The 20815-nt window shown below is 27.4% G+C and carries 19 protein-coding genes and 1 pseudogene; 13 read left to right on the plus strand and 7 right to left on the minus strand.

All coding sequences use genetic code 11. The features are described 5' to 3' along the window. Window positions 1-221 precede the first annotated feature (221 nt). The 4 genes from ileS (at window position 222) to ACNI3D_RS04020 (ending at window position 5205) form a co-directional block, all read left to right on the plus strand. Window positions 222-2948 (plus strand): isoleucine--tRNA ligase, encoded by a 2727-nt coding sequence (gene ileS / locus ACNI3D_RS04005; protein WP_419768331.1) that lies wholly within the window; start codon window positions 222-224, stop codon window positions 2946-2948. 127 nt (window positions 2949-3075) lie between these two features. Continuing rightward, complete coding sequence (locus tag ACNI3D_RS04010; RefSeq protein WP_375722965.1) at window positions 3076-3354, plus strand: NifU family protein; 279 nt, start codon at window positions 3076-3078, stop codon at window positions 3352-3354. Further along, on the plus strand, window positions 3354-3947 hold the full coding sequence (locus tag ACNI3D_RS04015) for a hypothetical protein (protein WP_129100083.1): 594 nt from the start codon (window positions 3354-3356) through the stop codon (window positions 3945-3947). The genes ACNI3D_RS04010 and ACNI3D_RS04015 overlap by 1 nt, the downstream gene beginning before the upstream one ends. Next, a complete protein-coding gene (locus tag ACNI3D_RS04020; protein ID WP_419768332.1) occupies window positions 3928-5205 on the plus strand; it encodes a UDP-N-acetylmuramoyl-L-alanyl-D-glutamate--2,6-diaminopimelate ligase in 1278 nt (425 codons plus the stop codon). Before ACNI3D_RS04015 ends, ACNI3D_RS04020 begins: the two co-directional genes overlap by 20 nt. Here the strand turns inward: ACNI3D_RS04020 and ACNI3D_RS04025 are convergent. The 5 genes from ACNI3D_RS04025 to ACNI3D_RS04045 are packed head-to-tail and all read right to left on the minus strand — an operon-like array spanning window position 5196 to window position 9132. Then, window positions 5196-6005, minus strand: a complete 810-nt coding sequence (locus tag ACNI3D_RS04025; protein ID WP_419768333.1) for a hypothetical protein — start codon at window positions 6003-6005, stop codon at window positions 5196-5198. The two genes, ACNI3D_RS04020 and ACNI3D_RS04025, sit on opposite strands and share 10 nt — an antisense overlap. Before the next feature lie 54 nt (window positions 6006-6059). Then, a complete protein-coding gene (locus ACNI3D_RS04030; protein ID WP_419768334.1) occupies window positions 6060-6965 on the minus strand; it encodes a VWA domain-containing protein in 906 nt (301 codons plus the stop codon). Further along, a complete protein-coding gene (locus ACNI3D_RS04035) occupies window positions 6958-7341 on the minus strand; it encodes a hypothetical protein (protein ID WP_419768335.1) in 384 nt (127 codons plus the stop codon). The genes ACNI3D_RS04030 and ACNI3D_RS04035 overlap by 8 nt, the downstream gene beginning before the upstream one ends. Next, on the minus strand, window positions 7342-8178 hold the full coding sequence (locus tag ACNI3D_RS04040; RefSeq protein ID WP_419768336.1) for a DUF58 domain-containing protein: 837 nt from the start codon (window positions 8176-8178) through the stop codon (window positions 7342-7344). A gap of 3 nt (window positions 8179-8181) precedes the next feature. Next, window positions 8182-9132, minus strand: coding sequence for an AAA family ATPase (locus ACNI3D_RS04045; protein WP_013134585.1), 951 nt, complete (start codon window positions 9130-9132; stop codon window positions 8182-8184). Window positions 9133-9419: 287 nt separating this feature from the next. On the opposite strand from ACNI3D_RS04045, the gene ACNI3D_RS04050 reads away from it, so the two are divergent. The 7 genes and pseudogenes from ACNI3D_RS04050 to gmk all read left to right on the plus strand — a co-directional run bounded on the left by ACNI3D_RS04050 (window position 9420) and on the right by gmk (window position 16036). After that, window positions 9420-9995 carry an SCO family protein gene (locus tag ACNI3D_RS04050; RefSeq protein WP_419768337.1) on the plus strand — a complete coding sequence of 192 codons (576 nt, stop codon included), beginning with the start codon at window positions 9420-9422 and terminating at the stop codon, window positions 9993-9995. A 1024-nt stretch (window positions 9996-11019) separates the two neighbouring features. Then, window positions 11020-11802 (plus strand): annotated as a pseudogene (locus tag ACNI3D_RS04055) (methyl-accepting chemotaxis protein); the annotation flags it as partial. 254 nt (window positions 11803-12056) lie between these two features. Beyond that, a complete protein-coding gene (rpsB, locus tag ACNI3D_RS04060; RefSeq protein WP_419768338.1) occupies window positions 12057-12857 on the plus strand; it encodes a 30S ribosomal protein S2 in 801 nt (266 codons plus the stop codon). Between the two features lies 1 nt (window position 12858). Beyond that, window positions 12859-13905, plus strand: coding sequence for a translation elongation factor Ts (gene tsf, locus ACNI3D_RS04065; protein ID WP_419768339.1), 1047 nt, complete (start codon window positions 12859-12861; stop codon window positions 13903-13905). 65 nt (window positions 13906-13970) lie between these two features. Beyond that, the gene (locus ACNI3D_RS04070) at window positions 13971-14624 is read left to right on the plus strand and encodes an ABC transporter ATP-binding protein (RefSeq protein WP_419768340.1); all 654 of its coding nucleotides are present in this window, start codon (window positions 13971-13973) and stop codon (window positions 14622-14624) included. Continuing rightward, complete coding sequence (locus tag ACNI3D_RS04075) at window positions 14621-15409, plus strand: hypothetical protein (protein WP_419768341.1); 789 nt, start codon at window positions 14621-14623, stop codon at window positions 15407-15409. Before ACNI3D_RS04070 ends, ACNI3D_RS04075 begins: the two co-directional genes overlap by 4 nt. 9 nt (window positions 15410-15418) lie before the next feature. Then, on the plus strand, window positions 15419-16036 hold the full coding sequence (gmk, locus tag ACNI3D_RS04080; RefSeq protein WP_129100093.1) for a guanylate kinase: 618 nt from the start codon (window positions 15419-15421) through the stop codon (window positions 16034-16036). On the opposite strand, the gene ACNI3D_RS04085 is transcribed toward gmk, so the two are convergent. Then, window positions 16033-17652, minus strand: a complete 1620-nt coding sequence (locus ACNI3D_RS04085; protein WP_419768342.1) for an EAL domain-containing response regulator — start codon at window positions 17650-17652, stop codon at window positions 16033-16035. The two genes, gmk and ACNI3D_RS04085, sit on opposite strands and share 4 nt — an antisense overlap. 106 nt (window positions 17653-17758) lie before the next feature. Between ACNI3D_RS04085 and ACNI3D_RS04090 the strand changes: the two genes are divergently transcribed. Next, window positions 17759-20197: a heavy metal translocating P-type ATPase gene (locus tag ACNI3D_RS04090; RefSeq protein ID WP_419768343.1), complete on the plus strand. Its 2439-nt coding sequence runs from the start codon at window positions 17759-17761 to the stop codon at window positions 20195-20197. Beyond that, complete coding sequence (ccoS, locus tag ACNI3D_RS04095; RefSeq protein WP_129100096.1) at window positions 20198-20425, plus strand: cbb3-type cytochrome oxidase assembly protein CcoS; 228 nt, start codon at window positions 20198-20200, stop codon at window positions 20423-20425. Window positions 20426-20451: 26 nt separating this feature from the next. Here ccoS and ACNI3D_RS04100 read toward each other — a convergent pair whose 3' ends face one another. Beyond that, window positions 20452-20733, minus strand: a complete 282-nt coding sequence (locus ACNI3D_RS04100) for a c-type cytochrome (protein ID WP_129100097.1) — start codon at window positions 20731-20733, stop codon at window positions 20452-20454. Window positions 20734-20815 lie beyond the last annotated feature (82 nt).

Raw genomic sequence — 20815 nt, forward strand, 5'->3', positions numbered from 1 at the left:
AACATTATATAGATTATAGTTTTGTTATAATTGTGTACATTAGAAACATTATATAAAGTATTTTGTATAGAAAGTGGACTATGCTGTACAATTATTGTACAAGCTATTTTGTATCTAATAATTTAAAAAAAGATTATTTATCTTGTTTTTATCATGATAACTTTATATTAAATTATCTTTGGATATAATCACCCAATTTTAAGAATAAGGTAATTATAAAAATGGATTACAAAGATAGTATATTACTTCCAAAAACAGATTTCCCAATGAGAGGGAATCTTCCTCAAAATGAACCATTAAGATATGAAAAATGGGATAAGCAAAAAGTTTATGACAGAATGAAAGAGAATAGAAAAGGTGCTCAATCTTTTACATTACATGATGGACCTCCTTATGCAAATGGGCATATTCACATAGGTCATGCACTAAATAAAATTTTAAAAGATATGATTAATAAGTTTCATTATTTTGATGGAAAATCAATTAGATATGTTCCGGGTTGGGATTGTCATGGTTTACCAATTGAGCAAAAAGTTGAAGAAAAAATTGGAAGCACTAAGAAAAAAGAACTTCCAAAATCAAAATTAAGACAACTTTGTCGTGATCATGCTTCAAAATTTGTAGATATTCAAAGGGAAGAATTTAAACAATTAGGTGTTATCGCTGATTGGGATAAGCCTTATTTGACTATGGATTTTAAATTTGAAGCAAATATTTATAGAGAACTTTGTGCTATTGCAAAACAAGGTTTATTGGTACAAAGATCTAAACCTGTTTACTGGTCTTGGGCTGCTCAAACAGCACTAGCTGAAGCTGAAGTTGAATATGAAGATAAAACTTCACCTTCTATTTATGTTGCATTTAAACATGAAACTATGGATGCTAGCGTAATTATTTGGACTACAACTCCTTGGACACTTCCTGCAAATACAGGTATTTCACTTAATGGTGAAGAAGAGTATGTACTTACAAGTGATAAATTTATAGTTGCTAAAAAACTTTATAATTCACTTGTAGAAAATGAAGTAATTTCTGGGAAAGTTGTAGAAACAGTTAATCCAAAAGATTTAGAAAATAGCTTTGCAATCAATCCATTAAATGATAGAAAATCTAAAATCATTCTAGGTGAACATGTAATGATGGATAGTGGTTCAGGAGCTGTTCATACTGCACCTGGGCATGGTGAAGATGACTACAAAGTAGGTCTTCTTTATGACCTTGAAGTTATTATGCCTGTTGATGCATATGGAAAATATGATGAAACAATAATTAGAGAAAAACTATTTAAGGATACTGAAAAATATTTAGGCTTAAATGTATTTAAAGCAAATGAATTAATTCTTGAAGAATTAGGTGATGCCTTATTAAAAAGAGTAGATATAAGACACTCTTATCCACATTGTTGGAGAACACATACACCAATTATCTTTAGAGCAACAAAACAATGGTTTATATCAATAGATGATAAATATGGAAAGGAGAATAAAACTTTAAGAGAAAATGCTTTAAATGTGGTAGAAAATCTTAAATTTTATCCTGAGTGGGGAAGAAATAGATTAAAATCAATGCTTGATGGAAGACCTGATTGGTGTATTTCAAGACAAAGAGATTGGGGTGTTCCAATTGCCTTTTTTAGAAATAAAAAAACAGATGAAATTGTTTTTGATGAAAAAGTAATGAATTACACTGCAATGATTTTTGAACAAAAAGGTTGTGATGCTTGGTATGATTTAGAAATTAGTGAATTATTATATCCAGGTAGTGGACTAAATCCTGATGATTTAGAAAAAACAGTCGATATTTTAGATGTTTGGTTTGATTCTGGTTCTACTCAAAATGCAGTACTAAGATCGAGAAATTATGATGCAGGAACATTTCCAGCTGATGTATATTTAGAAGGAAGTGATCAACATAGAGGTTGGTTTCAATCTTCTTTACTTACTACTTTAGCATCAAGTGAAGTTGCTCCTTATAAAGCTTTAGTTACTCATGGGTTTACTATGGATGAAAAAGGCGAAAAAATGTCTAAGTCTAAGGGTAATGTAATTGATCCTGCAAAAATCATGAAACAGTATGGTTCTGAGATACTTAGATTATGGGTTGCAATGAGTGATTATCAAAATGACCAAAAGATTTCAGATAATATTCTAAAACAAAATGCAGAACTTTATAGAAAAATAAGAAATACAGCTAGATTTTTATTAGCAAATATTAGTGATTTAGAAAAATTAGTTGATGTAAAAGATTTTGGTGTTTTAGACAAATGGATTATGAGCAAATCAAAAAAAGTTTTTGATGAAATTGATGCTTCGTTTAGTGTTTATGAATTCTCAAAAGGCTTAAATAAATTAAATAACTTTTTAGTTGTGGATTTATCTGGTATTTATTTAGATATTTGTAAAGATAGATTATATTGTGATGATAAAAATGATGTTCACAGAACGGCAGCTCAAAGTGCAATGGCTTTAATTGCTAAAAAACTTTTACTAGTGTTAGCACCAATTCTTACATATACTGTTGATGAATTATTAGAGTATGCACCCGCAATTTTAAAAGATGATGTTAATGATGTATTTGATTTAAATAAATTTGACTTCCCTGAAGTTGAAAGTAAACTTAATGAAGAATATTTAATAAAAGTTAAAGAGAAGTTTTCTGAATCAGTTGATAAACTAAAAAAAGATAAAATAATAAAATCTACATTAGAACTTGATATTTATACAAATTCTGATGATGTTCTTTCTTTAGAAGCTATTGAAGCTGAAGATTGGTTCTTAGTTAGTGATATCTTAAGTACTAAACAAGAAGAAGCATTAATCAGTTTTGAAATTGATGGAAAACTTTTTGAAGCATATAAAGCAAAAAATGCAAAATGTCCTAGATGTTGGAAATTTAAATCACAAAGTGAAGATGAACTTTGCCCAAGATGTGACGAAGTTATAGGATAATTTTTATGTTTACACAAGAAGTAACACTTTTTACAATTTTTACAACAATAGCTATAATAATAGTTTTTATGGCTATTGGAATATTTTTTGTAAAGAATAAAAAGATAGAAGATTAAAGGTTGAAACGATGATGCCATTTAGTGATGAGGATTTATTTCCTGTTGTAAAAAATATAATTGATAGTAAAATAGCACCAATGCTTGCACAAGATGGCGGTGCTATGTCTTTATTAGATGTTAAAAATGGAAAGGTATTTGTACAGTTAAATGGTGCATGTGTTGGTTGCAGTGCCAGTGGAAGTACATTAAAATATGTTGTTGAAAAAGAATTAAAAGCTGCAATTCATCCTGAATTGATTATAATTAATGTAGAAATTGGTATGGAAAATAGATTAGAGGAGTTGTAATGGTAAATGAAAAAAAATTATTAAATGATGCAAATAGCTATTTTTTAGATAAAGAATTTGACAAAGCTATGTTTATTTACGCTCAATTATCATCGATTTTTAAATACAATAAAGAGTATCCAATTTATGCACTATTTTGTGATATAGCAAATGATGATGAAAATAAAGCCTTATCATTATTTGACTATTTTACAGTTGCAAAAGATAAAGATATTGATGAAGCCATCGCTTATGTACATAATGTAATTGATGCATATGATGGGGATATTGATAAAATGATGGATATGTTAAAAGATTTGACTACTTCTACAGTTGACTCTTTGGATGCTATTAAATATGATGATTTTAAAACTTTAATTGAATCAAGAGGTTCTTTTAGAGTAGCCTTTGAAGACATAATGTTTTCTACTAAAGTTGCAATTGATTCAAAAGATGATTTTTTTGATTTTGTAACAAAATTAATAGAAAATGATTTTAACACAACTGCATATTCATACCTTGAAGGGTTTAATGAATATTTTGCATATGATTCAAAAATAGAAGAACTATATAAAATGCTAGAAGAAAAAAAAATTGCAACTTCACATAAATAATAAAACATATACAGATAATTCTAAAGAGGCAGATGAAAATTCTGCCTTTGTTTATTCTAAACAAAATGAAAAATTCATTGATGATGCCAAAAAAAATGGTTCTGTTGAGATTATAAAAGCTGAAGATTTAAAAAATCATTGTGACTTTTCTTCTATTAAAATCATAGGAATAACTGGAACAAATGGTAAAACTACAACAGCAGCGGCTATTTATTCTATTCTTTTGGATTTGGGTTATAAAGTTGCTCTTCAAGGAACAAGAGGTTTTTTTATTAATGAACAAAGAGTTGAAGAATATTCTTTAACTACTCCTGTTCAACTTGGTAATTTTGCACACATTCAAAAAGCTATAGAAAATGGCTGTGATTTTTTTGTAATGGAAGTTAGTTCCCACGCAATTGAGCAAAAACGAATAGAGGGCTTAAATTTTGAGCTTAAAATTCTTACAAATATTACAAGAGATCATATTGATTATCATAAGAGTATTGAAGAGTATATAAATGTAAAAAACTCTTTTTTTAGTGATGATAGTAAAAAACTTATAAATAAAGATGAAAAAAAAGCAAAATTTAATCCTAAAAACTGTTTAACTTATGGACTTGATTCTCCAAGTACTTATAAAGTTCAGGCATACTCATTTAAAGATGGGATGAATGTTGCTTTACAGAATTTTGAAAAAGTAGAGAGTTTTACTTCTATGATGATGGGTCTGTTTAATATATACAATTTAACAGCTGCAATAGCTGCTGTTCACATGACTACAAATAAGTCATTAAATGAAATTTGTGAAGCTGTAGAGAACTTTGCAGGAGTTTCTGGAAGAATGGAAACACTTAGTTTAAATCCTTATATTATTGTTGATTTTGCTCACACACCTGATGGAATGAAAGAGGTATTACAGAGTTTTGGACACAAGGATATTATTGTAGTTTTTGGGGCAGGGGGAAATAGAGATAAACAAAAGCGTCCACTTATGGGAAAAATTGCACAAAACTATGCAAAACACATTATAGTAACTAGTGATAATCCAAGATTTGAAGATCCTGATTTAATTATTAATGATATCTTAGAAGGGATTAGTGATAAATCAAAAGTTGAAGTTGAGATAAATAGAAAACTTGCTATAAAAAAAGCTATAGATTTATTTGAAGAAAATAGTGTGATTTTAATTTTGGGAAAAGGTGATGAAGAGTATCAAATCATTTATGACCAAAAGCTAGCCTTTAGTGATAAAGAGGTTATAAACTCTTATCTATAAGCTCTTATAGTAAAACCTCTTTTATCAGCAGTATCAGCAATATAATTTACATAAGTAATAATTGCTTCTTTCCCTAGTCTTTTTTTAACATGCCATGATGCTTCTAATACTCGTTTTCTTGATAATCCTTCCATTAAATAGTCTTTTAAAGGTTTTTTATCAATTTTTGTATCTTTTATATTCTCAATTATATTATTTATATAAAGTCTATCTTTTGCATCAGTAACAGGGATTATTTGAAAAGAAGTTGCATCTTTGTTTTCATCTAAAAATTTATTAATTCTTTCTAAACAAGAAGGATAAAAAACAAAAGTACCTTCTTGTTCATCATAACAACCTGTAGCATCATATTTTTTTGATCTATATTTTTGAGCATCTACTCTTATTTCATTTTTTTCAATATTTGCTAATTCAAATTTTTCATTTAAAATAGAAAGCTCTTCTTTTAAGTGCTTAACTTTTATATTTAGCTCATCTTCTTTTGCTTGAACACTATTTTGTAAGGTGTCTTTTGATACATAAATAGCTTGTACATTAGAAGGTAAATCATCAAAAGTTAGTGGAGTCGTTCCATTGTTTGTATTTTTATTTTTATTGATAAATAAAAAAGCTCCTACAATAATTAAGGCAAGGATTATATAAAAAAAACTAAAACTACTTTTTTTCTTTTCTTCTTTTTCAATTTTTATTTTTTTTGTAGTTGTTTTTTCTTTTGGAATTTCTTCTTCAATTGTGCTTGTTTCATTTAAACTCTCTTTTGAACTTTTCTCTAACAAGTCAATTAATTCTTTTTTATTCATTTATCTTCTTTAGTAATTTTTATTATTATAAGCAAAAATCATTTAAATATCAAGTCAATCTCTATTTTTTAGGTAAATATAAAAAATTAAAAAAATTATTCCTATAAAAAGTGGGTAAAAAAATAGATAATCTTTTAAGATCAAAGTATTTTTATCAATATCTGATTTCTCTAATTTGTTTATTGTATTATAAACTTCCACTAAATCATCTTTAGAGTTAGCAAGAAAAGATTTTGCTGCAGTTTCTTGTGCAATTGCACTTAAAATTTGTCTATTTGATTCACCAATACCAATTGTATATATTTTTATTTTATATTTCATTGCAAGCTTTAGTACGATTTGAGGAGGTATTTTACTTGCGTTATCTTCCCCATCTGTTAAGAGAATAATAATATTTGATTTTGCTTTACTGTTTTTTAATATATTTATTGAAGTTGCAAGGGAGTCAAACATTGCTGTTTGTTCGCCAACAATTCCAATATCTATATATTTTATAATCTCTTTTTGTGAATTTTTATCAAAGCTTAAAGGAGAGGCTGTTAATACCGAACTTCCAAAAACTACTAATCCAATATTATCATTTACTCTTTTTTCAATAAAATCTTGAACTACATTATTTACAACATTCCATCTATTTTGTTGTATATCATTTGGATTAAAACCACGCTCTCTCATAGAACCACTTGTATCTAAATCCAAAATGATGTTTATACCATCTTTTTTTATAAGTTGGTTATCTGAAATTTTAACAGGTGAGGCAAGGGCAACTAGAGTTAAGATGATAGTTATATATTTGCACACATAAATAATGGCATTTGTGTTATAACTTAGTTGGTTAAATATTTTGAGATGTACAAAGTAATAAGAAGAGTTTTTTGCTTTACAATACATATCACAAAATATAAAAATAAATATAAGAACTAAAACCCAAGGATATTCAAAAGAAAAATTACTAAACATCTATTGTTTCCATAAAAAGTTCATACTTTTGGATAATATTATTTTCAAACTTTTTCACATCTTTTTTATATTTATACTCTTCTAATAAAGATATTAATTCTTCTGATATTTTTATTTCTCTTTCATTCTTTGCTAGTTTTCTGGTATAGAATGTTATCTGATATGCTGCATTTTTAGTATCATTTAAATCTATATTTTTAATTATCTCATAATATTTTTTTCTTGGATTTTTTTTGTTTTTAAAAAAACTATAAATTAAAAACCCTAAAAAGCCAATAATAACTATGCCTAAAACAATAAGAAGTATTAAAATATAAAAAGAGATATCAGGAATACTTACTAAATCTTTTATATCATTTATTTTTAATTCATTCATTTATTTATTCACCAATGTGATTATTTTTGAAGCTGCTTCTTCATGGGTATATATTTTTGTAAATCTTACATTACACTTTTGTAAATGATAAAATAAATCATGGTCATTTTTTTTGATATAAGCTTTATAGTCATTGATTGAATATTTATCAATGATTCCTTCAAATTTTAATCCATTACTTGTATCAACTAAACTTGCATTTCCTAATTCTTGTGGTTTCTCTTCAAATATATCCCTAACTATTATTACAAATATTTCATGCTTTTGTGATAATAGTTTTAAATCAAAGCCTTCTATTCCAATGAAGTCTCCAATTAAAAACAGAATTGATTTCATTTTTATTAATTTAAAAGATTCATTACACAAAAGTTTATAATTAACCTCTTTTCCTATTGGATTATAGTTAAAAATGGAATCGCTCATATTTGCTACACTTGCAAGTTTTTTACTTCTTTTTGTGATACTTTCAAATTTTTCATTTACTACAAAAGAAGAGAATGGATCCCCTTGTTTTATACTTGAATAAGCTAAAAGTGAACAAATTTCAGTTACTAAATCTTGTTTTATTTTTTTAGTCCCAAAAATCATACTTCCACTTAATATTGGCAATATATTTATATTGAGCTCTTTTTGTGCATGAAAAACTTTCACATAAGGAGTATTCATTTTAGCACTTATAGTCCAGTCAATATTTTTAATATCTTCACCAGCTTCATATTCTCTTAATTCTAAGAAATCATAACCTTCACCTTTTAGATTAGAACTATTATTTCCAGAGATTTCTGTAAAGACTTGTTTTTTTGTTTTAATTAAAATTTTTTTTAAATTTTTATTCATATCTTATGGAATTTCAACTTTTTCAATTACTTTTTGTAAAATATAATCACTAGTTATATCCATAGCTTGTGCTTCATAAGATAAAACAATTCTATGCCTTACTATATCTTTAAATATCAAAGCAATATCTATTGGAGTTACATGGTCATTACCTCTTATAAAGGCATTTGCTTTAGCAGCTTTAAACATATCTATTGTTGCTCTTGGACTTGCTCCAAATTGAATATAATCTTTAATCTCTTGTAATCCATAATTTTCAGGTTCTCTTGTCGCAAAAATAAGATTTACAATATATTTTTCAACTTCTTCATCTATATGTACATTTACAACTGCTTTTTTTAACTCAATTAGATCTTCATGAGAAGCTACTTTATTTGGAGTTTCAAATGAGTTTAAAGTTACACTTTTAGCTATTTTAAATTCTTCTTCTTTTGAATTATAATCAATCAAAATCTTAAACATAAATCTATCAAGTTGAGCTTCAGGAAGTTCATAAGCTCCTTGTGATTCAATTGGATTTTGAGTAGCAAGAACTAAAAATGGAAGTTCCAAAGAGTATGTTTCATCTGCAATTGTCACTTGTTTTTCTTGCATAACTTCTAATAGGGCTGATTGAACTTTTGCTGGTGCTCTATTTATCTCATCTGCTAACAAAAGATTTGTAAAAATTGGACCTCTTTTTATTTTGAAATCACCACTTTTCATATCATAAATTTGTGCACCGATAATATCACTAGGAAGTAAATCAGGAGTAAATTGAACCCTTTTAAATCTTAAATCAATTACATCTGCGACAGCTTTTACTGTTGTTGTTTTTGCAAGTCCAGGTACCCCTTCTATAAGAATATGACCATTTGTTAATAGTCCTATTAAGATAGAATTAACCATATCTTCTTGACCAATAACAACTTTAGATATTTCATTTTTAATTTCTGTGATTTTTGTGTATAACATTTAGCTCTTCTTTAATATAAGTAAAATTTTGCGATATTTTATCAAAAGAAAGGTTTTAACAGCTTAAATCAAACTCTTAAAATAAATTTGATAAATACTTATAAAGGATAGTTATAAGTAGGTTTAGGTTGAAATTTTACTGTTTAAATTTAGATAATAAACCCTTGAACATATTGCTTTAAAGTTTTAAATTTTATAATATTAGAAGAATATTACAATTTTATTTTAATACTCTTTTAATAATTTAACTAATAAAGTATTGATACGAAGTTTTAAGGGAATAAATAATGTCAAAGAAAAAGAAATTTTTTGGTTTAATTATAATTATTATTCTTATAGCAACTATTTTTTCAACAGCTTTACCAATACTTTATTCTAATGATAAAGCAGGAAAGGTAAATAAAGAGATTCAAAATATCCATTTTGATTTTTTAAAAGATGAAACTAAAGAGTATGTACTCCTATTTTTTGGTTATGCGGGTTGTGATAATATTTGTCCTCCAGCATTAAATGAAATAAGTCAAATATATAATAAATTAGATAAAAAACAATTCAGTTTTTATTTTATAAATCTACAACCTAATATATTTAAGGATGAGGTTGATCCATTTGCGAAGGCTTTTAATAAAGACTTCAAAGGAATCTATTTAGACAATAAAAAACTAATTGACATTACAACAAAATTTCAAGTAAAATATTCACCAATGAATAAAGTTGATATAGACCATACAGGTTTTTTATATCTATTAGAAAAAAGTGCTAATAATATGTACAAACAAAAATTTATATACACGGCAAGACCATTTGATATTGAATATATATCAAATGATTTAAATACATTAAATAGGGGTAACAATGATTAAAGTACTTTTCCCATTTTTAGATAAAAGTTTATCTAAGGAGATTCAAGAAAGTTTAGTTAAAGAGTATGAAAATGCAGATAAAATGATGCTTATAGTATCAATAGTAAGTTTTTTCATTGTCGCATTAATAACTTCATATTCTAATGAAGCTTATAAACTTGGTATTATAGGTGGAGGTATAACTTTAGCATCTACTATCATAGCTTTCACAATGTTTAAAGGAACTGTACTTTCACGTATTATTTTTGGTACAGCCTTTACTGTTTACCCAGCTATTATGGTTGCTCAACAACTTGGTATGATAGAGATGCACTTTTTCTTTTTTGTTTTTGTTGCAGCTCTTGTAGTGTATAAAGATCTTACAGCAATTTTAGCAATGACTGTAGTAACCGGTATACACCACTTAGTATTCACATATTTACAATTAAATGGTGCTTCTATTATGGGGAACGAAATTATACTGATGAGTACTAACTGTAGTTGGTTATTTACTTTTATACATATTATTGTATTTGTTTTTGAAGAAATAGTTCTTATTTATATTGTTTATTCAGTAATAAAACAGTTTATTGAAGCTAAAACACTTCAACTAGAAGCAACAGCTTCGTTTGAAAAGTTACAAAAAGAGACTTTACTAAATAAAAGTATTATAGATGAAACTATTGAAGTAGCAAATAGTGTTAATGAAGGGAAACTAACAAAAAGAGTTCACTCAGATACTACAGATGAGAATATCAAGTCACTAAAAGAGATCATAAATAATATGATGGATAATTTAGAAAATAAAATTGCAGATGATATTAATAAAATCTCAATTGTATTGGAAAACTTCACAAATTATAATTTCACTACAAAGGTTGATTCAAAAGGTGAAACTGCTGAAAATCTAAATAAATTAGCAGATGGTATTACTAAAATTCTAATAGAAGATAAACAAAATGGACTTGTTATTCAAAATAGTGCTATGATATTATCTTCAACTGTAAAAACACTAAATGATTCATCAAATCAAGCTGCAGCTTCACTTGAAGAAACTGCAGCTGCAGTGGAAGAGATAACATCTATTATCAAATCAAGTAATGAAAACATAAACAAAATGTTTACCCTTGCAAATAATTTAAATACCTCTGCACAAGAGGGTGAGAACTTAGCAACAAAAACAACTACAGCTATGGAAGATATAAATAGACAAGTTCAAGCTATTAATGAATCAATCACAGTGATTGATCAAATAGCTTTCCAAACAAATATTCTTTCATTAAATGCTGCTGTTGAAGCAGCTACTGCAGGAGAAGCAGGCAAAGGATTTGCAGTTGTTGCACAAGAGGTAAGAAATCTTGCATCACGTTCAGCTGAAGCTGCTAAAGAGATAAAAGATTTAGTAGAAAATGCCACAATAAAAGCAAATGAAGGTAAAACAATTGCTTCTGATATGATAGGAGGATATAGTAATTTAACTAGTAAAATTACTGAAACAATTGAATTAATCACAAATGTAACAAATGCAAGTAAAGAGCAAGAAACAGGAATTGTACAAATTAATGATGCAATTAACTCTTTAGATAAACAAACTCAACAAAATGCTTCGGTAGCAAATCAAACAAATGATATAGCAATTCAAACTCAACAAATTGCAGAAACAATTTTGAAAAGTGCTGATGAGAAAGAGTTTATAGGTAAAGAAACTGTTCAAGCAACAAAACTTGAAAAAGTAAATACTGTTAAACCTGAAAAGAAAAAAGAGCAAGTAGAAGTAAAGGCAAAAACTACAGTAGATTCAAATAATGATGAGTGGGAGAACTTTTAAATATAAAAGTTCTCCCCTAACTATAATTGAAAGTTTCATTTTTTTTAATATATTTGTAAAAAGTATTATTATAATTTTTGATAAAAAATATACACTTCAAGAAAGATTAAAGTTAACTTAGATAAAATCACGGTTCTATTTTTATAGAAACCTCACATGTGTCAATCCTGGTCTGGGTTGTGACAAATTAGTTTTAATTTGACATTAAGGGGCACAGAGGCTAAACCCAAATAAACATAAAACAAGGAAAAAACATGGTTACAATGAAAGACCTATTAGAATGTGGTGTACACTTCGGACACCAAACGAGAAGATGGAATCCAAAAATGAAAAAATATATTTTTGGTGTAAGAAAAAATATCTATATTATAGATTTACAAAAAACTTTAAGATACTTCAGATATACATATACTCTTATTAGAGATGCTGCTGCTGAAGGTCAAACAATGATGTTTGTTGGTACTAAAAAACAAGCTAGTCAAGCGGTTAAAGATGCTGCTATCTCTTGTGGTATGCCTTACGTTAACCATAGATGGTTAGGTGGGATGTTAACAAACTACGGAACAATTAAAAAATCAATTAGAAAATTAGAAATTATTAAAAAAATGAGAGAAGAAGGTCAACTAGATCTTTTAACTAAAAAAGAAGCTTTAATGCTTTCAAGAAAAGAAGAAAAATTAGAATTATATCTTGGTGGTATCAAAGATATGACAAAACTACCTGATATGATGTTTGTACTTGATGCAGTTAAAGAAAAAATTGCTATTGCAGAAGCTAGAAGATTAGGAATTACAGTTGTTGCTCCTTTAGATACAAATTGTGACCCAGATGTAGTTGATTGGCCAATTCCAGGAAATGATGATGCGATTAGATCAATTCAATTATTTTGTAGTGAAATGGCTGCTGCTATGAATGAAGGTAAAGCTGCATACGCTGAAGCAAATGGTGAAGTTGTTGAAGAAACTGTACCTGCATCAAGTGAAGAAGTTGCTGAAGTAGTTGCAGAAGCAGTTGCTGAAGGTGAATCAGAAGTAGTAGAAACAGAGGAAGTATAAGATGGCTGGCGCAACTCCTAAATTAATAAAAGAATTAAGAGAAAAATCTGGTGCAGGTATGCTTGATTGTAAAACTGCTTTAAATGAGTGTGATGGTAACTTAGATGAAGCAATGAAATACTTAAGAGAATCTGGTTTAGCAAAAGCTGCTAAAAAAGCTGGAAATGTTGCAGCTGAGGGATTAATTACTATTTTAGTAAATGATGATTCTACAAAAGCTACTATGGTTGAAATCAATTCTCAAACTGACTTCGTTGCTAAAAATGATCAATTCATTGCTTTAACAAACGAAGTTACTGCTCATGTACAAGCTGAGGGTTGTTCTGAGAAAGAAGAACTATTAAAAACTACTATCAATGGTGTAAACTTTGAAGAGTATTTAAATAGTAAAATTGCAACAATTGGTGAAAATATCGTAACTAGAAAAATGACAACAATATCTTCTGATAATGGCGTTGTTAATGGTTATGTTCACTTAGGTAAAGTTGGAGTTATTTTAGCTGCTACTTGTGCTGATAGTGCAAAAGATAAAACTAAAGATATATTAAAAAAAGTTGCTATGCATGCAGCTTCTATGAAACCAACAGTTATCTCTTATAAAGATTTAGATGCTGATTTTATTGAGTCTGAAAACAAAGCAATAATTGCTGATATCGAAAAATTAAATGAAGAATTAGTAAGACTTGGTAAACCTCTTAAAAATATTCCTGAATTTGTTTCTCAAGTTCAATTAACTACTGAAGCTATTGCAGCTGCTGAAGCTAAAATGAAAGAAGAATTAATTGCAGAGGGTAAACCTGAGAAAATTATTGGAAACATCGTTAAAGGTAAAATTGCTAGATGGATTGAAGATAATACTCAATTAGATAAAACTTATGCTTTATTATCTCAAACTTATGTTATGGATGATTCAATGACAGTTGAGCAAGCTATTAAAGCTTGTGATGAGTCAATTGAAATCGTTGAATATGTAAGATTTGAACTTGGTGAAGGTATCGAGAAAAAAGAAGAAGATTTCGCAGCTGAAGTTGCTGCTCAAATGGCTTAATAAAAATTATTAAGAAATTACTAAAAAGAGGTTTTTTACCTCTTTTTATCTAAGACTGGAGAAAAATGAACGACCAGCCTATACTACAAGCAAAAAACATCTCTCATAAATTTGATTATGAACTTTTTAATAATATAAATCTCTCATTAAATGAAAAAGAATCAATTGCTATTATTGGAAAAAGTGGAAGTGGAAAATCAACTCTACTTAATATTATATCATCACTTTTAAAGCCATTTCAAGGTGAAGTAATTTTCCAAAATCAAAATATTTATACAATAAAGAATAAAAAGCTTTTAAACATAAGAAGAGAAGATTTTGGTATAATATTTCAAGCACATTATCTTTTTAGAGGTTTTACAGCAAATGAAAACTTACAAATTGCACAATTTTTAAGTAAAAAAGAAGTTGATGAGAATCTTTTAAAGAGTTTAGATATAAAGCATGTATTGCATCAAGGTATTGGTGAATTAAGTGGTGGTCAACAGCAAAGATTATCTATTGCTAGGGTTTTAACAAAAAAACCAAAAATAATTTTTGCTGATGAACCAACAGGAAATTTAGATAAAGATACTGCACATGATGTAATGAATACTTTATTTGAATATATAAAGTCTAATAATGCTGGATTAGTTCTTGTAACACATGAAGAAGATATTGCTTTTAAGTGTGACAAGGTTTATAAACTAGTTGATTTGGAACTACAGGAGATTAAGTGACTTTATTGTTGATAACAAAAACAAATATGATTGTCAAAATTTTTGATTTGATATGTACAAAACTTGATATTAGACTTTTTGTTCAAGAGAGTTCAAATGTTAGTAAGAATTATGATTTTGTAATTGTTGATCAAGATTTAATAGACGATAAATTTAATGCCATTAAGCAATTTACTTCCAAAATTGGTGCAATTTCAAATGAAGAATTACCCTTTGATAAGTCAAGGGATTTTTTAATTTCAAGACCTTTTTTACCCCATGAATTATTTTCAATTTTAAATGAACAAATTGCAATAATTAATGAAGAAGCAAAAGTACAAAGAGAAAATAAAAATAAGTATTCCCATGATGAAGCTGATGATGTTTCTGAGTACATAGAAACTTTAGCAGATGATATAGCATATGATATTGAAGATGAGAGTGATGAGAGTATTATATCAATTGCAGCACTTAAATCAGGTGGTATTTTAGATGTTGGTGAACTTGGAAAAATTAATAGTATTTTAAATGATGATGATTTACAAAAGAGATTTGAAAAAGAGTTTGCAGATGAGTCAGAAATGAGTGAAACTGATTGGAAAGATCTTTCTCAAATTATTGATGATGCCTTAGGTGAAGTAAAAGAATATGAGTTCGATTTAGATCATAAAGAACCATATGAATTGATTTTAAGTAAATATAATATAGATGAATTAAGACCATTATTGACTAAATGCAATCAATCAATAATAGATAGACTATCTCAAGGTGAGATTGTTGATTTAAAATTATCAATAAGTAAGTAAGGGTAAAAGTTGGTAAATGAAAAAAAAGGTGCGATATTAATCATATCAGGGCCAAGTGGTTGTGGAAAATCAACTTTATTAAAAGAAGTATATAAAGATATCGATGATTATTATTTCTCTATTTCTTCAACTACAAGAGCTCCAAGAGTTGGAGAAAAAGATGGAGTTGATTATTTCTTTATTAGTAAAGAAGAGTTTTTAAAAGATATAGAAGCTGGTTATTTCTTAGAATGGGCAGAAGTTCATGGAAACTATTATGGAACATCTTTAAAGCCTGTAATGAAAGCTGTAAATGAAGGAAAGTTGGCAATCTTTGATATTGATGTTCAAGGTCATGAAATTGCTAGGGAAAAATTAGATAACATAATTACTTCTGTTTTTATAACAACACCAAATTTGAGTGAATTAGAAAATAGGTTAAATAATAGAGCAACTGATAGTAAAGAAATTATTGAAAATAGAATTATAAATGCAAAAGAGGAGATAAAGTATTTCCAAGAGTATGATTATTTTATAGTTAATGATGACTTACAAAAGGCTAGTAAAGAGCTTGTAAGTATTGCAAATGTAACTAGAATCAAAAGTAAACTTTTTGATTCAAAATTACCTGAGAGTTGGATAGATTAAATTTTATCTTTACTTTCAGGTCTTCCAAAATAATACCCTTGACAATAATCAATATCTAATTCTTTAATCTTTTCATAAATTTCTTCTGATGATACAAATTCTGCAACAGTTTTAAATCCAAATTTCTTAGAGAAATCAGCAATTGTTTCAACAATTATTTGTTGATTTTTAGATGTATCAATATTTTTTATTAATGAACCATCAATTTTTACAAAGTCAATATTTAAATTTGTAAGCATGTTAAAGTTAGAATAACCAGCCCCAAAATCATCAACTCCTACACTACAACCTAAAGATTTAACTTTATCAATAAATGTAGTAACTGTCGCAAAGTTATTTATCTCTTCTGATTCTAGTATCTCAAACTCTAAAAGATGAACATGTTCTTTATTCTCTTCAAGTGTATCATAGATCTTTTTAGTTGTTTTTGTATTTGTAATATCATCAAATGAGATATTAACTGCAACTCTTTTTTTCTGTTCTTTTATTAAAGAAATTGCTTCAAGAAGCATTATTTCTATAATATAAGAATATAGTTTTGCTTTTTTTGCTATATCTAAAAATTTAATAGGTGCAATTACTTCGCCTTGTTCATTTATGTACCTAATTAGAGCTTCATATTTATAAATTTCTTGGGTTTGTGTATTTACAATTGGTTGATAAAAGGCTACAAATAAACCCTCTTTTAAACCTTTCTTAACTTCTTTTACCCATTTGATATTATCTTCAAAAGATTCTTGAATATTAAAAGAATTATCATAAACTAAGATTTGTTCAAATCTTTTTCTTGCATAGTTTATAACTCTCTCTGTATATTTGTAAGCTAATTTATTGTCAGCACAAGCAATTCCTATAGTAACATTTAAATCAATCTCATTTTCATCAATAAAAATTGCATTTTCTTCAATATGATTTGCAAATTTTTCACAAAGAGATTCAAACTCTTTTATATCCATTGCATAATCTTTTGCAACAACTGCAAATTTATCAGACTCTATTCTATATACTCTATAATCATCAGAAGAGAAAAATTGTTTTATTATCATTGAGAATTGAATTAATAATTTATTTCCATTATCTTCACCAAAAAGGTCATTGATAGTTGAAAATTTATCGATATTAATAAGTGCCATTAAATCTTGTGCTGTTAAGTCTAAGTCTTTTTTTAATTTATTTCTGTTTGGTAGTCTTGTTAGTTTATCAACATACAAATCTTTTAATTCATGGTAAAGTAGTGATTGGCTCATCACTTGCAAAAGTTTCTTCATATCAATTGGTTTTAATATATATTTATCAACTCCAATATCAATAGCTTCTAATAGATATTCAGTATTTGAAAAAGCAGTTGCTACAATAATAGAAATATTTGGATTTATCTTTTTAATCTCTTTAATCATATCTAGGCCATTCATTTGTGGCATATTTACATCTGTAATAATTAAATCGATTTCTTCTTCATGTTTTTTAAATAGTTCTAAGCCTTCAAGGCCATTTTCTGCAACAAATTGCTTATTTGTAAACCCTTTTAGTATATTTAGAGTTATGTCCCTAAGAGATTTTTCATCTTCTGCGTACAAAATTGTAATATTTTTTAAAATTGAAATATTATTAATCATTAACCTAAACTCCAAAACTAATAAGATATAATATGAATTGCATTATATCTAAATAGTAGCATAAATAAATTAAATAAGTAAATAAAATTGAATTTTAGGAATATTAGTGTCAAAAGTTAAGTGTAATCATTGTCATTTAGAATTTAATGATAATGTGATGATAAAAGAAGAAGAGTTAAACTTTTGTTGTAAAGGTTGCCAAGGAGTTTACCACCTCTTACAAGATCAAAATCTTGATTCATTTTATGATAAATTAGGTAACAAAACTATTGAACCACCCCTTGAAGCAAATAGTGATTTAAATAAATTTGATACTCAAAGTTTTGAAAAAATCTATGTAACTCTTGATGAAGATGGATATAAAAAAGTTGATTTAATTATTGAAGGAATTCATTGTGCCGCTTGTATTTGGCTTAATGAAAAAGTTCTTTATAATACAGATGGAATAATTGATGCAAGCATTAATTTTACAAATAATAAAGCAAAAATAGTTTGGAATAGTAAAAAAATAGCTTTATCCCAAATAATAGAAAAAATAAGAAGCATAGGATATAACGCTTTTGCTTATAATTCTAAAATAGCTGATGAAAAGGCATCTTTAGCAAAAAGAGACTATTTTATTAGAATGATGGTAGCAGTTTTTGCAACAATGAATATAATGATGCTTTCCGTTGCAAAATATACCGGATTTTTTACAGGAATTACTCCTGAAGTTAAACATTTAATTCATTTAGGTGAATTTATATTAGCTACACCTGTAATTTTTTATAGTGGATGGATTTTTTACAGAGGTGCATATTATGGCTTAAAAAACCGTATATTAAATATGGACTTTTTAGTAAGTGCAGGTGCCACATTTAGTTATATTTACTCTGTTTTTATACTTTTTGGACTAAAAGGTGAGAGCTATTTTGACTCTGTAAGTATGATTATTACTTTTGTATTAGTTGGTAAATATCTTGAAGTACTTGGAAAAAAATCTGCAGTTGATACCCTTGATACGATTAAAAGTCAAATACCTTTAGAAACGACACTTATAAAAGAGGGTAAAAAAGTAGAAGTATCTGTAGAAGATATACAAATAGGTGATATAGTAGAATTAAAAACAGGGGATAAAGCAAGTGTTGATGGAATAATTACTAAAGGTGAGAGCTCTTTTGATGAGTCCTCAATTTCTGGTGAATCATTACCTATTTATAAAAAAGTTAATGATGTAATTTATTCAGGAACATTAAATCAAGATTCTCTCGTGCAATATAGAGTAACAAAAACTTTTAAAGATTCGACTTTAAACTCTATTGTTACCTTATTAGAGGATTCACTTGCTTCAAAACCGAAAATAGAACATAAAGCAAATGAGATATCAAAAGGCTTTTCTTTAATGATTTTAACTTTGTCAATTCTTACTTTTTTTGTTTGGTACTATTTTGGTATTGATTTAGGCTTTAATTATGATGGCGTTAATCATTTTGAAAAATCATTTATTGTAGCAATTTCAGTTATTGTAATAGCTTGTCCTTGTGCTTTAGCCCTTGCTACTCCAATTGCAAGTTTAATTGGAATATCAGAGTTAGCAAAAAAAGGTTTACTTTTTAAGGAAGCAAAATTTATTGAAGAATTAGCCCGAACTACTAAGTTAGTCGTTGATAAAACAGGAACAATTACCAATGGGAAATTGTCTATTGTAAAAGCACAAATTTTAGATGATAATATTCACAAATTGGATTTATTATATTCTTTATTAGACAGTTCTACTCATCCTATTAGTATTTCAATAAAAGATTATTTAAAAAACCATTATAAAAATTTGAGTTTGAAAAACTTAAATAATGTGAAAACATTACAAGCAAAAGGTTTGAAAGCAATTTATAAAAATTTGGAAGACAAAGAGTTTGAAATTCTTGGTGGAAATCAAAAACTTATGGAAGAGTTTGGAATAAAATATAAGTTTGATTCACAAAACTCTGTATATATTTTTGCTATAAATAAAAAAGTAATTGCTACTTTTGAATTAAAAGATGAGATAAAAGATTTTGCAAAAGAATTTGTAAGTAACTCTTTAAAAAATAATATTGATGTTATAATGTTAACTGGTGATAATCAAAATGTAGCAAATTATGTTGCGAAAGAAGTTGGAATTAAAACTGTTGTTGCAAATATAAATCCAATACAAAAAGCAAAATATATTAATAAGTTAAAAGAAGAAGGTCATATAGTTGTAATGGCAGGAGATGGAGTTAATGATTCAGTAGCACTAAGTAGTGCAAATGTTTCGATTGCCATGGGAAATGGTGCTGATATTTCTATTGCTGTATCAGATATTGTTTTATTGAATAACTCTTTGGAAAGTCTAAATCAAGCTTTTATTATCTCTAGAAAAACATATAAATTTATAAAACAAAATTTAGCAATATCTTTGATATATAATTTAGTTACGATTCCTTTAGCCATGGCAGGATTTGTAATGCCACTTGTTGCTGCATTATCAATGAGTTTAAGTTCATTAATAGTTGTTGCAAACTCACTTAGAATAAAAGGAAAATAGATGATAGGAAGTACACTTTTGTTGATGTTAGTTGTTGGATTAGTTGTTTCATTCGCAATTTTAGGCATGTTTATTTGGGGTGCAAAAACAGGACAATTTGATGATAGTAATAAAATGATGGATGGATTGCTTTTTGATTCGCAAGAAGATTTAAATGAGGCAATTAATAGAAAAAATAAAAAAGAACAAGATAAAGAAGATCAAAAAAAAAGTAAGTCAAAAAATTGACTTACTTTAACAAAGTTTAAAAATGATTATAATTTAGAAATTTTTTCAGCGATTTCTTTTATGTCAGCATCAGAAAGTCTTGCAACTTGACCTTTCATAACACCTTTCATAGCACCACCATAAGTCCCAGCTTTATAACCTTTTAAAGCTTCTTCTACTTTTGCAGCAGGCCAACCTTTAATAATTTGAGATTTTCCCAATGCAGGTTTTTCAAAGTTTGCACCATGGCATCCAGCACATGCAGCTGTATTTGCAGCTGCAAAAAGTGATGCTGTCGCAATCACTGTTCCTAAAACTATTTTTTTCATTTGTTCTCCTTGAAATTTGAAGCTTAATTTTACCTATAATTTCTTTTTATTAGCTTATATTATTTGCTAAATAACTTTATGT

It is taken from the genome of Arcobacter siniprincipis (SeqCode), assembly GCF_048571125.1.
Taxonomy (GTDB): Bacteria; Campylobacterota; Campylobacteria; order Campylobacterales; family Arcobacteraceae; genus Arcobacter; species Arcobacter siniprincipis.

Bases quoted from the DNA above. Each gene is read 5' to 3' on its own strand.
- ileS (WP_419768331.1), top strand. From the start codon at position 222: ATGGATTACAAAGATAGTATATTACTTCCAAAAACAGATTTCCCAATG.
- ACNI3D_RS04010 (WP_375722965.1), top strand. From the start codon at position 3,076: ATGATGCCATTTAGTGATGAGGATTTATTTCCTGTTGTAAAAAATATA.
- ACNI3D_RS04015 (WP_129100083.1), top strand. From the start codon at position 3,354: ATGGTAAATGAAAAAAAATTATTAAATGATGCAAATAGCTATTTTTTA.
- ACNI3D_RS04025 (WP_419768333.1), bottom strand. From the start codon at position 6,005: ATGAATAAAAAAGAATTAATTGACTTGTTAGAGAAAAGTTCAAAAGAG.
- ACNI3D_RS04030 (WP_419768334.1), bottom strand. From the start codon at position 6,965: ATGTTTAGTAATTTTTCTTTTGAATATCCTTGGGTTTTAGTTCTTATA.
- ACNI3D_RS04035 (WP_419768335.1), bottom strand. From the start codon at position 7,341: ATGAATGAATTAAAAATAAATGATATAAAAGATTTAGTAAGTATTCCT.
- ACNI3D_RS04040 (WP_419768336.1), bottom strand. From the start codon at position 8,178: ATGAATAAAAATTTAAAAAAAATTTTAATTAAAACAAAAAAACAAGTC.
- ACNI3D_RS04045 (WP_013134585.1), bottom strand. From the start codon at position 9,132: ATGTTATACACAAAAATCACAGAAATTAAAAATGAAATATCTAAAGTT.
- ACNI3D_RS04050 (WP_419768337.1), top strand. From the start codon at position 9,420: ATGTCAAAGAAAAAGAAATTTTTTGGTTTAATTATAATTATTATTCTT.
- rpsB (WP_419768338.1), top strand. From the start codon at position 12,057: ATGGTTACAATGAAAGACCTATTAGAATGTGGTGTACACTTCGGACAC.
- tsf (WP_419768339.1), top strand. From the start codon at position 12,859: ATGGCTGGCGCAACTCCTAAATTAATAAAAGAATTAAGAGAAAAATCT.
- ACNI3D_RS04070 (WP_419768340.1), top strand. From the start codon at position 13,971: ATGAACGACCAGCCTATACTACAAGCAAAAAACATCTCTCATAAATTT.
- ACNI3D_RS04085 (WP_419768342.1), bottom strand. From the start codon at position 17,652: ATGATTAATAATATTTCAATTTTAAAAAATATTACAATTTTGTACGCA.
- ccoS (WP_129100096.1), top strand. From the start codon at position 20,198: ATGATAGGAAGTACACTTTTGTTGATGTTAGTTGTTGGATTAGTTGTT.
- ACNI3D_RS04100 (WP_129100097.1), bottom strand. From the start codon at position 20,733: ATGAAAAAAATAGTTTTAGGAACAGTGATTGCGACAGCATCACTTTTT.